This window comes from Aeromonas sp. R5-3 (assembly GCF_040908225.1).
GTDB classification, from domain to species: Bacteria; Pseudomonadota; Gammaproteobacteria; order Enterobacterales; family Aeromonadaceae; genus Aeromonas; species Aeromonas dhakensis.
On sequence record NZ_JBFODH010000029.1, the window covers coordinates 255428 to 269726 of the forward strand.

15 protein-coding genes are annotated in these 14299 nt (G+C 60.9%); 14 read left to right on the forward strand and 1 reads right to left on the reverse strand.

The window, feature by feature from the left end; translation table 11 throughout:
• The first annotated feature begins 112 nt into the window (after window positions 1–112).
• Genes AB5Y95_RS20495 through nqrM form a run of 8 tightly spaced genes read left to right on the forward strand, consistent with a single transcriptional unit; the run spans window position 113 to window position 7213 of the window.
• On the forward strand, window positions 113–1456 hold the full coding sequence (locus AB5Y95_RS20495; RefSeq protein ID WP_017764093.1) for a Na(+)-translocating NADH-quinone reductase subunit A: 1344 nt from the start codon (window positions 113–115) through the stop codon (window positions 1454–1456).
• Between the two features lie 3 nt (window positions 1457–1459).
• Window positions 1460–2689: an NADH:ubiquinone reductase (Na(+)-transporting) subunit B gene (locus tag AB5Y95_RS20500; protein ID WP_005303550.1), complete on the forward strand. Its 1230-nt coding sequence runs from the start codon at window positions 1460–1462 to the stop codon at window positions 2687–2689.
• The gene (locus tag AB5Y95_RS20505) at window positions 2679–3467 is read left to right on the forward strand and encodes a Na(+)-translocating NADH-quinone reductase subunit C (protein ID WP_005303548.1); all 789 of its coding nucleotides are present in this window, start codon (window positions 2679–2681) and stop codon (window positions 3465–3467) included. The genes AB5Y95_RS20500 and AB5Y95_RS20505 overlap by 11 nt, the downstream gene beginning before the upstream one ends.
• Window positions 3460–4092: an NADH:ubiquinone reductase (Na(+)-transporting) subunit D gene (locus AB5Y95_RS20510; protein WP_005303545.1), complete on the forward strand. Its 633-nt coding sequence runs from the start codon at window positions 3460–3462 to the stop codon at window positions 4090–4092. Before AB5Y95_RS20505 ends, AB5Y95_RS20510 begins: the two co-directional genes overlap by 8 nt.
• 3 nt (window positions 4093–4095) lie before the next feature.
• On the forward strand, window positions 4096–4692 hold the full coding sequence (nqrE, locus tag AB5Y95_RS20515; RefSeq protein ID WP_017764094.1) for an NADH:ubiquinone reductase (Na(+)-transporting) subunit E: 597 nt from the start codon (window positions 4096–4098) through the stop codon (window positions 4690–4692).
• 17 nt (window positions 4693–4709) lie between these two features.
• Window positions 4710–5933 (forward strand): NADH:ubiquinone reductase (Na(+)-transporting) subunit F, encoded by a 1224-nt coding sequence (gene nqrF, locus AB5Y95_RS20520; protein ID WP_005303535.1) that lies wholly within the window; start codon window positions 4710–4712, stop codon window positions 5931–5933.
• 3 nt (window positions 5934–5936) lie between these two features.
• Entirely contained in the window at window positions 5937–6977 is a 1041-nt protein-coding gene (locus tag AB5Y95_RS20525; protein ID WP_065018147.1) for an FAD:protein FMN transferase, read from the forward strand.
• Window positions 6978–6988: 11 nt separating this feature from the next.
• Window positions 6989–7213 (forward strand): (Na+)-NQR maturation NqrM, encoded by a 225-nt coding sequence (nqrM, locus tag AB5Y95_RS20530; protein WP_005303529.1) that lies wholly within the window; start codon window positions 6989–6991, stop codon window positions 7211–7213.
• Between the two features lie 79 nt (window positions 7214–7292).
• Here nqrM and AB5Y95_RS20535 read toward each other — a convergent pair whose 3' ends face one another.
• Window positions 7293–7514, reverse strand: a complete 222-nt coding sequence (locus AB5Y95_RS20535) for a hypothetical protein (protein WP_368161939.1) — start codon at window positions 7512–7514, stop codon at window positions 7293–7295.
• Between the two features lie 131 nt (window positions 7515–7645).
• On the opposite strand from AB5Y95_RS20535, the gene dinB reads away from it, so the two are divergent.
• The 6 genes from dinB (at window position 7646) to rlmM (ending at window position 14247) form a co-directional block, all read left to right on the forward strand.
• The gene (dinB, locus tag AB5Y95_RS20540; RefSeq protein ID WP_206865676.1) at window positions 7646–8698 is read left to right on the forward strand and encodes a DNA polymerase IV; all 1053 of its coding nucleotides are present in this window, start codon (window positions 7646–7648) and stop codon (window positions 8696–8698) included.
• Between the two features lie 68 nt (window positions 8699–8766).
• Entirely contained in the window at window positions 8767–10908 is a 2142-nt protein-coding gene (locus AB5Y95_RS20545; protein WP_368161940.1) for a methyl-accepting chemotaxis protein, read from the forward strand.
• A 283-nt stretch (window positions 10909–11191) separates the two neighbouring features.
• Window positions 11192–12112, forward strand: coding sequence for a transcriptional regulator GcvA (locus AB5Y95_RS20550; protein ID WP_005303519.1), 921 nt, complete (start codon window positions 11192–11194; stop codon window positions 12110–12112).
• Window positions 12105–12743 (forward strand): alpha/beta fold hydrolase, encoded by a 639-nt coding sequence (locus AB5Y95_RS20555; protein ID WP_368161941.1) that lies wholly within the window; start codon window positions 12105–12107, stop codon window positions 12741–12743. The genes AB5Y95_RS20550 and AB5Y95_RS20555 overlap by 8 nt, the downstream gene beginning before the upstream one ends.
• A gap of 30 nt (window positions 12744–12773) precedes the next feature.
• Window positions 12774–13160 (forward strand): DUF423 domain-containing protein, encoded by a 387-nt coding sequence (locus AB5Y95_RS20560; RefSeq protein WP_010634798.1) that lies wholly within the window; start codon window positions 12774–12776, stop codon window positions 13158–13160.
• Entirely contained in the window at window positions 13153–14247 is a 1095-nt protein-coding gene (rlmM, locus tag AB5Y95_RS20565; protein WP_005303513.1) for a 23S rRNA (cytidine(2498)-2'-O)-methyltransferase RlmM, read from the forward strand. The genes AB5Y95_RS20560 and rlmM overlap by 8 nt, the downstream gene beginning before the upstream one ends.
• The last annotated feature ends 52 nt before the right edge of the window (window positions 14248–14299 follow it).

A 14299-nucleotide genomic window follows, 5' to 3' on the forward strand; every position in this document is an offset into this window, starting at 1 on the left:
TTTATTTCTTCGACATCTTGCCGCAACATCAACGGGCTCATTCAACAACTCGTCGTGATGTATTTCTCGGCGCTAACCAACCTGTCTTCCCTTAACGGTAGTGCAAGTGAGTATGATTACAATTAAAAGAGGACTGGACATCCCCGTGCTGGGTGCTCCGGAGCAAGTAATCTACGATGGCCCGGCCATCACCCGTGTTGCTACACTCGGCGAAGAGTTCGTGGGGATGCGTCCTACTATGTTTGTCAAAGTAGGTGATCGCGTCATTAAAGGTCAGGAGCTCTTCGAAGATAAGAAGAATCCCGGCGTTAAATTCACGGCCCCCGCCACCGGTGTGGTTTCAGAGATCAACCGTGGTGCCAAGCGCATTCTGCAATCCGTTGTCATCGATATCGATGGGTCCGACGAGCAGGTGACCTTCGAGCATTTTGCTTCCGTCGAGCTGCCTAAGCTCGAACGCAGCAAGGTGCAGGAGATCCTGGTCGCGTCCGGCCAATGGACTGCGTTGCGTACCCGCCCGTTCAGCAAGGTGCCAGCCGTGGGTTCCACCCCGCGTGCGATCTTCGTCACCGCCATGGACACCAACCCGCTGGCCGCCGACGCGGAGCTGATCATCAAGGAACAGTCCCAGGCGTTCCTCGACGGTCTGGCCGTGCTGACCCGCCTGACCGATGGTTCCGTCTATGTCTGCAAGGGCGAAGGCAGCCTGCCGCACGCTTCCCTGGCGCAAGTCAAGGAAGAGGTGTTCGTCGGTCCGCACCCTGCCGGCCTGCCCGGTACCCACATCCACTTCCTGGACCCTGTCGGTGCCAAGAAAGTGCAGTGGCATATCAACTATCAGGACGTGATCGCCTACGGCAAGCTGTTCACCACCGGTCAGATCCATACTGACAAGGTGATCGCCCTGGCCGGCCCGAACGTCATCAAGCCGCGTCTGCTGCGTACTCGCATGGGTGCCTGCATCAGCCAGCTCACCAACAACGAACTGCGTGCGGACGAGAATCGCGTCATTTCCGGTTCCCTGCTGAGCGGTGCCAAGGCTGAAGGGGTCCATGACTACCTGGGTCGCTACCACAATCAGGTCAGCGTACTGGGTGAAGGTCGAGAGAAAGAGTTCCTGGGTTGGGTCAATCCCAGCGCCAGCAAGTTCTCCATCACCCGTACCACCCTCTCTCACCTGGTGAAGGGCAAGCTCATCAACTTCACTACCACCACCAACGGTAGTGACCGCTCCATGGTGCCTATCGGCAACTATGAGCGCGTGATGCCGCTCGACATCCTGCCGACCCTGCTGCTGCGGGATCTGGTCTCCGGCGATACCGACAATGCGCAAGCGCTCGGCTGCCTGGAGCTGGATGAGGAAGATCTGGCGCTCTGTACCTTCGTCTGCCCCGGCAAGACCGAGTACGGCCCGATCTTGCGTGAGTGCCTGACCAAGATTGAACTGGAAGGTTAAGCGATGAGTTTCAAGCAACTTCTTGAAAATATGGAACATCACTTCGAGCCGGGTGGCAAGTACGCCAAGTACTATGCCCTGTTCGAAGCGGCGTACACCCTGTTTTATACCCCGGGTTCCGTGACCCGCAATGCCGCCCACGTCCGTGATGCGATCGATCTGAAGCGGATGATGATCATGGTGTGGCTGGCCGTGTTCCCGGCCATGTTCTGGGGCATGTACAACGTCGGCAACCAGTCCATCGCCGCCATCGCCCATCTGGGCACGGCCGCCGGTGCTGGCAGCTGGCAATATGCCCTGGCTACCCTGCTGGGTGCCTCCCTGGATCCGGCGGTGGCCGGCGTCGGCAGCAAGATGCTGATCGGTGCAGCCCACTTCTTCCCGATCTACATCACCGTCTTCATCGTCGGTGGTTTCTGGGAAGTGCTGTTCGCCATGGTGCGCAAGCACGAGATCAACGAAGGCTTCTTCGTGACCTCCATCCTGTTCGCGCTGATCGTGCCGCCCGAGCTGCCCCTGTGGCAAGCTGCCCTGGGTATAACCTTCGGCGTGGTGCTGGCCAAGGAAGTGTTCGGTGGTACCGGCAAGAACTTCCTGAACCCGGCGCTGGCGGGTCGTGCTTTCCTGTTCTTCGCCTACCCGGGTCAAATCTCCGGTGATGCGGTCTGGGTTGCCGTCGACGGCTACTCGGGCGCAACCGCGCTGAGCCAGTGGGCCCAGGGCGGCCAGATGGCGCTGATCAACGGTGCCACCGGCCAGAGCATCAGCTGGATGGACGCTTTCCTTGGCAACCTGCCCGGTTCCATCGGTGAAGTTTCCACCCTGATGATCCTGCTGGGTGCGGCCATGATCGTCTACATGCGCATCGCCTCCTGGCGCATCATCGCCGGCGTGATGATCGGTATGGTAGCTACCTCCCTGCTGTTCAACGTCATCGGTTCCGACACCAACCCCATGTTCAACATGCCGTGGCACTGGCACCTGGTGCTGGGTGGTTTCGCCTTCGGTATGGCCTTCATGGCGACCGACCCCGTCTCCGCTGCCTTCACCAACAAGGGCAAGTGGTGGTACGGCGCCCTGATCGGCGTGATGGTGGTGCTGATCCGGGTCGTGAACCCCGCCTTCCCGGAAGGCATGATGCTGGCCATTCTGTTTGCCAACCTGTTTGCCCCCTTGTTTGACCATTTCGTGGCACAGGCGAACATCAAGCGGAGGATCGCTCGTGGCGTTTAATAAAGACTCTACTACCGGCACTCTCGCCGTAGTGACCGGTCTGTGTCTGGTCTGCTCCATCGTGGTCTCCGTGGCCGCAGTTGGTCTGCGTCCGGCCCAGCTGGAAAACAAGGCGCTGGACAAGCAAAGCAACATCCTGTCCGTCGCCGGCGTCGACATCAGCGCCGTGGCCAAGCGTGACCTGGCCAAGCTGTATGGCGACAAGATTGAAGCGCGTCTGGTGGATCTGGCCACCGGTGAGTTCGTTGACGGCGATGCCGACAACTTCGACACCAAGGTCGCCGCCAAGGATCCTGCCCAGAACATTCGCCTGGCTCCGGCCGACGACAAGGCCGGTCTGCGTCAGATCTCCAAGCTGGTCCCGGTGTTCTTCGCCAAAGATGCCGAAGGCAAGGTCGACAACATCATCCTGCCGATCTACGGCCAGGGTCTGTGGTCTACCATGTATGCGTTCGTAGCGGTCGCGGCCGATGGCCAGACCATCAAGGGCATCACCTACTACGACCACGGTGAAACCCCGGGTCTGGGTGGCGAAGTCGAGAACCCGGCCTGGCGCGAGCTGTTCGTCGGCAAGAAGCTGTTCGACCAGAACGGTCAGCCTGCGCTGCGGGTGATCAAGGGTCATGCTCCGGCTGGTTCAGAGCATGAGATCGACGGCCTGTCCGGCGCAACCCTGACCGGTAACGGCGTACAGCATACCTTCGACTTCTGGATGGGTCCCAAGGGCTTCGGTCCTTTCCTGGCCAAGGTTCGTGCAGGAGAAATCAACAATGGCTGACAAGAGCGAAATGAAAAAGTTGCTGTTGACGCCTGTGCTCGGCAACAACCCCATCGCACTGCAGGTGCTGGGTGTCTGTTCCGCGCTGGCCGTTACCAGCCAGATGAAGACTGCGTTCGTGATGACGCTGGCCGTTACCGCGGTCACCGCCTTCTCCAACCTGTTCATCTCCCTGATCCGCAACCAGATCCCGAACAGCGTGCGGATCATCGCCCAGATGGCGGTGATTGCCTCGCTGGTTATCGTGGTTGACCAGGTGCTCAAGGCGTATGCCTACGACATCTCCAAACAGCTGTCGGTGTTCGTCGGCCTCATCATCACCAACTGTATCGTGATGGGCCGTGCCGAAGCCTACGCCATGAAGAGTGCCCCGCTGCCCTCTTTCCTGGACGGTATCGGCAACGGTCTGGGTTATGGCGCCGTGCTGCTGACCGTGGCCACCGTGCGTGAAATCCTGGGCTCCGGCACCTGGTTCGGCATCGAACTGCTGCCGCTGGTGAACAATGGTGGCTGGTATGTGCCGAACGGCCTGCTGCTGCTGCCGCCGAGTGCGTTCTTCATCATTGGTCTGATCATCTGGGGCGTACGCACCAAGGATCCCAAGCAGGTGGAGGCGAAGGATTAAGGTATGGAACACTATATCAGTCTGTTGATTCGCTCGATCTTCATCGAGAACCTGGCACTCTCCTTCTTCCTGGGGATGTGTACCTTCCTGGCGGTGTCCAAGAAGGTCAAGACCGCCATGGGCCTGGGTGTCGCCGTTATCGTGGTTCAGACCGTGGCCGTGCCGGCCAACAACCTGATCTACAACTACGTGCTCAAAGACGGTGCCCTGGTGTCCGGTCTGGATCTCAGCTTTCTGAGCTTCATCACCTTCATCGGGGTGATCGCGGCCCTGGTGCAGATCCTGGAGATGGCGCTGGACAAGTACTTCCCGGCCCTCTACAACGCGCTCGGTATCTTCCTGCCACTCATTACAGTGAACTGCGCCATCTTCGGTGGCGTCTCCTTCATGGTGCAGCGTGACTACAACTTCGTTGAGTCCGTGGTGTATGGCGTGGGTTCTGGAGCCGGCTGGATGCTCGCCATCGTGGCGATGGCGGGGATCCGCGAGAAGATGAAGTACTCCGATGTTCCGGAAGGCCTGCGTGGCCTCGGCATCACCTTCATCACCGCGGGTCTGATGGCGCTGGGCTTCATGTCCTTCTCTGGTATTTCCCTGTAATCGGAAAGGAAATATAGATGGAAATTATTCTGGGTGTGGTCATGTTCACCGTGATCCTGCTGGCCTTGGTGGCAGTCATTCTGTTCGCCAAGTCCAAGCTGGTGACCGCCGGTGACGTGACAATCAGCATCAACGGCGACCCGGCCAAGGCTGTGACCAGCCCGGCGGGTGGCAAGCTGCTCGGCGTGCTGGCCGGCAGCGGTATCTTCGTCTCCTCCGCCTGCGGCGGCGGTGGCTCCTGTGGTCAGTGCAAGGTACGGGTGAAATCCGGCGGCGGCGACATCCTGCCGACCGAGCTGGATCACATCAGCAAGGGCGAAGCCCGTCATGGCGAGCGTTTGGCCTGTCAGGTCACCGTCCGTTCCGACATGGACATCGAGCTGCCGGAAGAGATCTTCGGCGTGAAGAAGTGGGAATGTACCGTCATCTCCAATGACAACAAGGCCACCTTCATCAAGGAGCTCAAGCTGCAGATCCCGGATGGCGAGAGCGTGCCGTTCCGCGCCGGTGGTTATATCCAGATCGAAGCGCCTGCCCACCACGTGCAGTACAAGAACTTCGATATTCCTACCGAATATCGCGGTGACTGGGATCGCTTCAAGATCTTCGAACTGGAGTCCAAGGTCAACGAGCCGATCATCCGTGCTTATTCCATGGCCAACTATCCGGAAGAGTTCGGCATCATCATGCTGAACGTGCGGATTGCGACCCCGCCGCCCAGCAACTGGACTGCCCCTCCCGGCCAGATGTCCTCCTACATCTTCAGCCTGAAGGCGGGCGACAAGGTGACCATCTCCGGTCCGTTCGGCGAGTTCTTCGCCAAGGACACCGACGCGGAAATGGTGTTCATCGGTGGTGGTGCCGGTATGGCGCCGATGCGTTCCCACATCTTCGATCAGCTGCGCCGTCTGAAGACCAAGCGCAAGATGAGCTTCTGGTACGGTGCCCGTTCCAAGCGCGAGATGTTCTATGTCGAAGACTTCGACATGCTGCAAGCCGAGAACGACAACTTCCAGTGGCACGTGGCCCTGTCCGATCCGCAACCGGAAGACAACTGGGACGGCTACACCGGCTTCATCCACAACGTGCTGTTCGAGAACTATCTCAAGAACCACGAGGCGCCGGAAGATTGCGAGTTCTACATGTGCGGTCCTCCCGTGATGAACGCTGCCGTCATCAACATGCTGAAAAACCTCGGCGTTGAAGACGAGAACATCCTGCTGGATGACTTTGGTGGTTAATCAATGCACAGTGTTGTAAAGACCTGGCTAGCCTTCGGGCTAGCCTTTTTCTTGACTGGGTGCGGTCAGGAACAAACGGTCCAATCGAAGCCGGAAATTCACATCACCGGCAGCACCATGGGTACCTACTACTCCATCAAGGTGGCGGACAACGTCATCACCGATCCCGCCAAGTTCCAGGCCGAAGTCGATGTACTGCTGGAGCGGGTGAACGATCAGATGTCGACCTACCGGCCGGACTCCGAGCTGTCGCGCTTCAACCAGCACCGCAGCTCGACGCCCGTTGTGGTCTCCCGCGATACCGCGCGGGTGGTGACCGAGGCCATTCACATTGGCCGTGAGAGCCGCGGGGCGCTGGACGTCACTGTCGGCCCCTTGGTCAATCTGTGGGGCTTCGGACCCGATGCGCGCCCGACCAAGACGCCGTCTGACGAACTGATCACCCAGACCCGCCAGAAGACCGGGCTCGGCAATCTGCACGTGATCACTTCCGCCGATGCCGATACCCTGCAAAAGGACATCCCGGATCTCTACGTGGATCTCTCTGCCATCGCCAAGGGGTTTGGCGTCGACAAGGTGGCCGAGTATCTGGAGTCCCTGGGTTCGCGCAACTATCTGGTTGAGATCGGCGGCGAATTGCGGATCAATGGCGTCAACGGCAAGGGTCACCCCTGGCGCGTCGCCATCGAGAAACCGACCGCCAACGCCGGCTCGGTGCAGGAGGTGATAGTTGCGGGCGACAACGGGGTGGCGACCTCGGGCGAGTACCGCAACTATTACGAGCTGGACGGCAAGCGCTTCTCCCACACCATCGATCCCATGACCGGCAAGCCTATCCAGCACCGGATGGTGTCGGTGACCGTGATCCACCCCTCCTGCATGACTGCAGACGGGTTGGCGACCGTGTTCATGGTGCTCGGACCCGAGAAGAGCCTGGCCTACGCCAAGGAGCGGGGGCTGGCCATTTTCGTGATCACCAAGACGGATGAGGGTTTCGAGGAGTCTTACTCCGATGCCTTCAAACAGTATCTGGTTAGAAAATAAGGGGCGGTAACATGCAGATTTTTTTGATCACCTTCGGGGTGTTTCTGGTGGTGGTGGTGGCCATGGCCATCGGCTACATCTTCCAGAAGAAGACCATCTCCGGCTCCTGTGGCGGACTTGGCAGCATAGGTATCGAAAAAGAGTGTGATTGCCCGGAACCCTGCGACAACCGCAAGAAGAAGATGGCCAAGGAAGAGGCCCGTCGCAAGATGCTGGCCGAGAACCGGATCATCTGAGCGGGCAGGGGGCTCTCGCACCCATGTCGAAAGCAAAACGGGCTGACCCTTGGGGCAGCCCGTTTTTTATGGCGAGCGCTCAGTAGTCGTAGCGCTGGCACTCCTTCTTGTTGAATTCGGCCCGCCAGCGTGCCAGCTCCTCCTGCGTACCCAGCTCGTCCCCCTGTTTGATGGCCTTCTCCAGCGCCTTGATGCGCTCGTGCAACCAGCTGCACTCGGCGGTCGGATTGTCCTTGCCATTGCTCTGCTGCGGCAGCAGCAGGCAGAACCCCAGAGCCAACCCCGGCCAGACTCCCTTCATCTCATTCTCCTTGTGCGATGGATTATAAATGGTGCCTTAAGAGTCTATGTCGGCCCGTCATTTCATGCCGATGGCAGAAATGGCAGGGCTGGGTTAGCATAGGCAGGTTACCTGTTTATTCGTACAGTAGTATGCGCAAGATCATTCACATCGACATGGACTGCTTCTATGCCGCGGTAGAGATGCGGGACAACCCGGCCCTGCGCGAGGTACCGCTGGCCATCGGCGGCTCGGCGGACAGGCGCGGTGTCATCTCGACCTGCAACTATGTGGCGCGCCGCTTCGGGGTGCGCTCCGCCATGCCGAGCGCCCTGGCACGCAAGCTCTGCCCGCCGCTGGTGCTCATTCCCGGCCGGATGGCGGTCTACAAGGAGGTCTCCCGCCAGCTGCGGGCCATTTTTCTGCGCTACACCGAGCAGGTGGAGCCGCTCTCCCTCGATGAGGCCTATCTCGACGTGACGATGAGCCCCTGCTGTGGCGGCAGTGCCACCCTGATTGCCCGCGAGATCCGTGCCGCGATCAAGGCCGAGCTGGGGCTGACCGCCTCGGCCGGGGTGGCGCCGAACAAGTTTCTGGCCAAGCTCGCCTCCGAGCAGCGCAAGCCGGACGGCCTGTTCGTGATCCGCCCGCAGGAGGTGGATGAGTTCGTGCGCCAGCTGCCCCTCGGCAAGTTGCCCGGCATCGGTCGCAAGACCGCGGATCGGCTGGAGTCGCTCGGCCTTTACTCCTGCGAAGATGCACGTCAGCTCGGCAACGAGGAGCTGATCGCCCGGTTCGGCAAGCTCGGGGAGATGCTGGCCGGGCGGATCTGGGGCCACGACGAGCAGCCGGTGCAGGCCCAGCGGGTGCGCAAGACCATAGGGGTGGAGACCACCCTGGCCAGCGACGTGCTGGATGAGGCCGCCTGTTGGCAGGTGCTGAGCCGGCTCATTCCCGAGCTGGAGCAGCGATTCTCGGCCAGCCACGGCAAGGAGCAGTTGATGGGGCAGGGGATCAAGCTCAAGTTTGCCGATTTTCAGCAGACCACCGTCTACCGGCGTGGGGGTTACCAGCCGGAGCGGTTTCACGATCTGTTGCACGAAGGTTTGTTGCGGGCACAGGGCAAACCCATTCGGCTACTGGGATTGGTGGTCGGCCTGCCCGCGGCCGGCGAAGTGAACCAACTTGCCCTGGATTTAGCGTGATAAGGTTAAGTTTTTGTTTCTAAAACCGATACACTGATCACATCAGTATGAAGCTAGGAAATGGTGGCATGAGTTCTCTTTCTGTTCAGGGGCGGATCACCCTGATCGCCGGTTGTTGTTTGTTGGCCAGTGCCGGTGCCCTGGTGGCCTCTTCTCTCTTCAGTGCTGCCAACATGCAGGATCAGGTGCTGACTTCTACCACGGCGGAAGCCCAGAGTGCGGCCGAAAACTGGATGAAGGCGATGGGCTCGGAGCAGGCGGCCAAGGTGACCAGTTATCTGGACGAGGCCTACTTCCGGGCGACCCTGCTGGGCCAGGGGATCCTGTTCCAGCGCAAGAATGCGGCCGACAATTTCGGCTCCTCCGAATCACTGCGTACCGCCGTCAACCAGCAACTGCATGACGCGGCAGCCTCCTCCGATCACCTGCTCGGCGTCTATGCGGTGTTCGAGCCGGACCAGCTCGACGGCGAAGACAGCAACTACCACGGCTCCAGCGCGCTGGGCTCCAACGATCAGGGGCGTTTCTCCACCTACTGGGCGCGGGTCGACGGCAAGATTGAACCCGAGGTGCAGGATGAATCCGTGCTGGCGGACGAGAGCCCGACCGCGGCCGGCGGGGTGGAGAACGAGTGGTATCGCTGCAGCATTCGCAGCAAGGCCCTCTGTCTGCTGGAGCCTTATCTGGACGATGTGGGGTCGCAAAAGGTATTGATGACCTCGGTGACCGTGCCTCTGCTGGAGCAAGACAAGCTGCTCGGCATGGTCGGGGTCGATATCTCGCTGACCGCGCTGCAGAGCCTGGTCAAGGAGATGGATCAGGAGCTCTATGAGGGGCAGGGCAAGGTGCTGCTGGTGAGCAGTCAGGGCCGTGTTGCCGGGGTGGACGGCTTCGACGTCACCCTGGGCAGTCCGCTCGGTCAGCAGTATCAGACCCTGACGGCCGCCCTGCAAGGCTGGCTGGGCCAGGGGCAGGTGGCCAGTCGCTGGAGTCCGGACGGCAACCTGCTGCAGACCTTCGTGCCGGTCAAGATGCGCGGTACCGAACAGAAATGGGGCATCTACATCGAGCTGCCGCGCAGCGTGGTGCTCGCCTCGGCCCTCCAGCTGCAGGACGATCTCTCCGGCCAGGCCAGCCGCAGCGTGATGACCCAGCTGCTCATCGGCGGCCTCATCTCGGCGGTGGCGCTGATCTGCATCTGGCTGATGGCCCACCAGATAGTGGCCCCCATCCGCGCCGTGGTGGCCCGCCTCAAGGACATTGCCAGCGGCGAGGGGGATCTCACCCAGCGCATCGAGCTACGCCGTGACGACGAGATAGGCGAGCTGGCCAAGTGGTTCAACAGCTTCTTGAACAAGCTGCAGAGTACCATCAGCCAGGTCATCGATACCGTTGCCGGCACTCGTGCAAGCGCCGAACAGGCGGCCAGTGTCGCCGAACGCACCAGTGCCGGCATGCAGGCCCAGTATCAGGAGGTAGACCTGGTGGCGACCGCGTTCGAGGAGCTGAGCGCCACCGCCCTGCAGGTGGCCAGCAACGCCAACTCGGCGGTGGCCGCTGCCAACCAGGCCGACACGGCGGCGCAGGAGGGCAAGTACGTGGTAGCCGACACCCAGGAGGCGATGCGCAAGCTGATGGCGGTCATCAGCGATGCCAAGCCGGTGGTGGAGCACCTGTCAGCCAACAGCGAGAACATCAACGACATCCTGGTGGTGATCCAGGGGATTGCCGAGCAGACCAACCTGCTGGCGCTCAACGCCGCCATCGAGGCGGCGCGGGCCGGCGAGCAGGGGCGCGGTTTTGCGGTGGTGGCGGACGAGGTGCGCAATCTGGCGGGCCGCACCCAGAACGCCATCGTCGAGATCCAGACCCTCATCGGCCAGCTGCAATCCGGCACCGATGCGGTGGTGAAGGCGATCATGACCGGCCACGGTCAGGCGGATCTGACGTTGACCAAGGTGGACCTGTCGGTCAGCGTGCTGGAGCAGATCATCCACGCGGTCGGCACCATTCATCAGATGAACGAGCAGATCGCGAGGGCCGCGCAGGAGCAGAGCGGGGTGGCGGACGAGATCAATCGCAACGTCAGCAACATTCGCGATGTGAGCCACACCATCCGGGCCGAGGCGGCCAGCTCCGCCGAAAATGGTCGCGAGCTGTCGGCGCTGGCCGACAAGCAACAGCAACTGGTGGGGCAGTTCAAGGTATAGGGATAAGAAAAAAGGCGCCTTCCAACCGGAGGCGCCAAACACATTCAGATGACAGACTGGGTTAAATCGGTCCGATTTAAGCCCCTCTTCCCGCAGAGGAAGAAACACAACACCACAATCGCACTCCAGAGACTCACAAAAATCACATGTAAACCAACATGGAAGAGAAAAAGTGAGCCATATGGCAACGGATTGCGAAGCGAATTATGTTTATTCACTGGTCGACCCGCAACCGACAAATTATAATGCGGCCCATTAGAAAAACTCATCGTCGGCTGGTCTCATGTCTCGTCGTTTACCCCCGCTCAACGCACTGAAAGCGTTTGAAGCCGCGGCTCGTCATTTAAGCTTCACCCGCGCTGCGGAGGAGCTGTTCGTGACCCAGGCCGCCATCAGTCACCAGATCAAGGCGCTGGAAGAGTACCTCGGTATCAAGCTGTTTCGCCGCAAGAACCGCTCTCTGTTGCTGACCGAGGAGGGGCAGGGCTACTTCCTCGACATTAAGGACATCTTCACCTCCATTTCGGAGGCGACCGACAAGTTGCTGGCCCGCAGCGCCAAGGGCGCGCTCACCGTCTCTCTGCAGCCGAGCTTCGCCATCCAGTGGCTGGTGCCTCGGCTGGTCAAGTTCAGCGAACGTCATCCCGACATCGACGTGCGGATCAAGGCGGTGGACATGGACGAGGGCTCTCTCACCGACGACGTGGACGTGGCCATCTACTACGGACGCGGCAACTGGCCCGGGCTGCGGGCCGACAAGCTGCACACCGAGTATCTGATCCCGGTCTGTTCACCGCTGCTGCTGACCGGTCCCAAGCCGCTGCGCACCCCGGACGATCTGACCCGCCACACCCTGCTGCACGATACCTCGCGTCGCGACTGGAAGGCCTGGTTTCGCCAGCTCGACATCGATGCCCCCAACGTCAACCAGGGGCCCATCTTCAGCCACTCCACCATGGTGATCCAGGCTGCCATTCACGGCCAGGGGGTGGCCCTTGGTCACAGCGTGCTGGCCCAGCCAGAGATAGAGGCAGGCCGCCTCATCTGTCCGTTCGAGCAGGTGCTGGTGAGCAAGAACGCCTTCTATCTGGTGTGCCAGGAGCAGCAGTCCGATCAGGGCAAGATAGTCGCCTTCCGCGACTGGATGCTGGAACTGGTGGAGCAGGAGGAGGCCCGTCGCCGGGCCCGGCTGGCCGATGCATGAGGTGATCCGGGAGGGGGCTGTTGATGCCCCCGTTCGCATTCTGTTGGCCCACGGTGCCGGGGCGGGCATGGAGCACGCCTTTCTGGCCGAGCTGTCGCGGCTGCTGGCCGGGCCCGACATCGAGGTGGTGCGTTTCAACTTTCCCTACATGAGCAAGCGGGCCCTGGATGGCAAGCGTCGTCCGCCGGACCGGCAGCCCGTCCTGCTCGACCACTGGCGCCAGATGATCAAGGCGTTTGCCCATCCCAGACTGTTTCTGGCGGGCAAATCCATGGGGGGGCGGATGGCGGCCGAACTCTATCAGGATAGTGAGGACGAGATGAATGCTGCAGGATTGCTCATTCTCGGGTATCCTTTCCACCCCCCGGCCAACCCCGACCGCTGGCGGGGCGAGGTGCTCAAGCAGATCAAGACGCCAACCCTGCTGTTGCAAGGGGAGCGCGATACCTTCGGCACCCGTGCCGAACTGGCTGATTTCCCCTTCTCATCCGCCGTATCGGTCCATTGGCTGACCGATGGTGATCATGGCTTCAAACCGCGCAAGAGCAGCGGTGCGAGCGAGCAGGGCAACCTGCGCCTGGCGGCCGAACGGATCAAGGATTTCATTGCGACCATCCCGGCGCGGGGTTGAGGCTGGCGCGGGACAACAAGGAGGCAAGGGATGCAATTTCATCGACATTGGCTGGTGCTGGCGGGCTTTTTCGGCCTGACGGCGACCATGCTGGGCGCCTATGGTGCCCACGGTCTGGCGGCCACCGGCATCGACCCTTCGCGTCTGGCGGCCTTCAATACCGCCGTGCAGTATCAGTTTTTTCACGCCCTGGCCCTGCTGGTGCTGGGGTGGTGCGGTGTGCGCAGCAAGGTGATCAACCTGGCTGGCACCGCCTTTGTGCTGGGGATCCTGGGATTCTCCGGCAGTATTTACGCCATGGTGCTGCTTGGCAGCAAGGGCTTGGGGCTCATCACCCCGGCCGGTGGCCTCTGTTTTATGTTGGGATGGGCGGCCCTGATGTGGGCTGGCTGTCGTCTTGGAGGAAAGAATGAATAATCTGCTGCTTTATTGCCGCCCCGGTTTTGAGAAAGAGGCGGCGGCAGAGATCACCGAACGAGCCACTAACATGCAGTGTTATGGCTTTGCCCGGGTCAAGGACGACAGCGGCTACATCATCTTCGAATGCTACGGCGAGGAAGAGGCCGACCTGCTGGCGCGCAAGCTGCCGTTCAAGGAGCTCATCTTCATCCGTCAGATGCTGGTGGTGACCTGCGAGCTCAAGGAGCTGGATCTGGCGGATCGGATCACCCCGATCATCGAGGCGACCCGCGACTACGCCATCTGCGGCGATCTGCGGGTGGAAACCGCCGATACCAACGAGGCGAAGGAGCTCTCCGCCTTCTGCCGCAAATTCACCGTGCCGCTGCGCCAGGCGCTGCGCAGCAACGAGATCCTGACCAAGAAGGAGACCCCGAACCGCCCGGTGTTCCACGCCTTCTTCCTGGCCAACGACCATGTGTTGCTGGGTTACTCCTACTCCTTCAACAACTCCGCCTTCCACATGGGGATCCCGCGTCTGCGCTTCCCGGCCGATGCGCCGAGCCGCTCCAGCCTCAAGCTGGAAGAGGCCTTCTACGTGTTCGTACCGCGGGAAGAGTGGGACGTGCGGCTGCGCTCCGGCATGAAGGCGGTGGATCTCGGTGCTTGCCCGGGCGGCTGGACCTATCAGCTGGTGCGTCGCGACATGATGGTGACCGCGGTGGACAACGGCATGATGGCGCAATCCCTGATGGATACCGGCCAGGTCAAGCATATCCGCGATGACGGCTTTGTCTGGCGTCCCAGCAAGAAGAACATCTACTGGCTGGTGTGTGACATGGTCGACAAGCCGGCGCGGGTGACCCACATGATCGCCGACTGGTTCCGCGAGGGCGATTGCCAGGAAGCCATGTTCAACCTCAAGCTGCCGATGAAGAAACGCTACGCCGAGGCGGTGCACAACATCCAGGTGTTGCGTGAACTGCTGGCGGAGATCGACGGCGGCTTCATCATTCAGGCCAAGCAGCTCTATCACGATCGCGAAGAGATCACGGTGCACGTCTTCAACAAGTACTGGGTCTCCAAGCTCTCCCCCCAGGAGTGAAGGCTGGCTGACATGGGCTGACAAAAAGGCCGACAACCTCGAGGTTGTCGGC

Coding starts and splice junctions, on each gene's coding strand:
- AB5Y95_RS20550 (WP_005303519.1), top strand. CDS start 11,192: ATGTCTCGTCGTTTACCCCCGCTCAACGCACTGAAAGCGTTTGAAGCC.
- AB5Y95_RS20545 (WP_368161940.1), top strand. CDS start 8,767: ATGAGTTCTCTTTCTGTTCAGGGGCGGATCACCCTGATCGCCGGTTGT.
- nqrF (WP_005303535.1), top strand. CDS start 4,710: ATGGAAATTATTCTGGGTGTGGTCATGTTCACCGTGATCCTGCTGGCC.
- AB5Y95_RS20510 (WP_005303545.1), top strand. CDS start 3,460: ATGGCTGACAAGAGCGAAATGAAAAAGTTGCTGTTGACGCCTGTGCTC.
- AB5Y95_RS20535 (WP_368161939.1), bottom strand. CDS start 7,514: ATGAAGGGAGTCTGGCCGGGGTTGGCTCTGGGGTTCTGCCTGCTGCTG.
- dinB (WP_206865676.1), top strand. CDS start 7,646: ATGCGCAAGATCATTCACATCGACATGGACTGCTTCTATGCCGCGGTA.
- AB5Y95_RS20560 (WP_010634798.1), top strand. CDS start 12,774: ATGCAATTTCATCGACATTGGCTGGTGCTGGCGGGCTTTTTCGGCCTG.
- AB5Y95_RS20555 (WP_368161941.1), top strand. CDS start 12,105: ATGCATGAGGTGATCCGGGAGGGGGCTGTTGATGCCCCCGTTCGCATT.
- AB5Y95_RS20525 (WP_065018147.1), top strand. CDS start 5,937: ATGCACAGTGTTGTAAAGACCTGGCTAGCCTTCGGGCTAGCCTTTTTC.
- nqrM (WP_005303529.1), top strand. CDS start 6,989: ATGCAGATTTTTTTGATCACCTTCGGGGTGTTTCTGGTGGTGGTGGTG.
- AB5Y95_RS20495 (WP_017764093.1), top strand. CDS start 113: ATGATTACAATTAAAAGAGGACTGGACATCCCCGTGCTGGGTGCTCCG.
- nqrE (WP_017764094.1), top strand. CDS start 4,096: ATGGAACACTATATCAGTCTGTTGATTCGCTCGATCTTCATCGAGAAC.
- AB5Y95_RS20500 (WP_005303550.1), top strand. CDS start 1,460: ATGAGTTTCAAGCAACTTCTTGAAAATATGGAACATCACTTCGAGCCG.
- rlmM (WP_005303513.1), top strand. CDS start 13,153: ATGAATAATCTGCTGCTTTATTGCCGCCCCGGTTTTGAGAAAGAGGCG.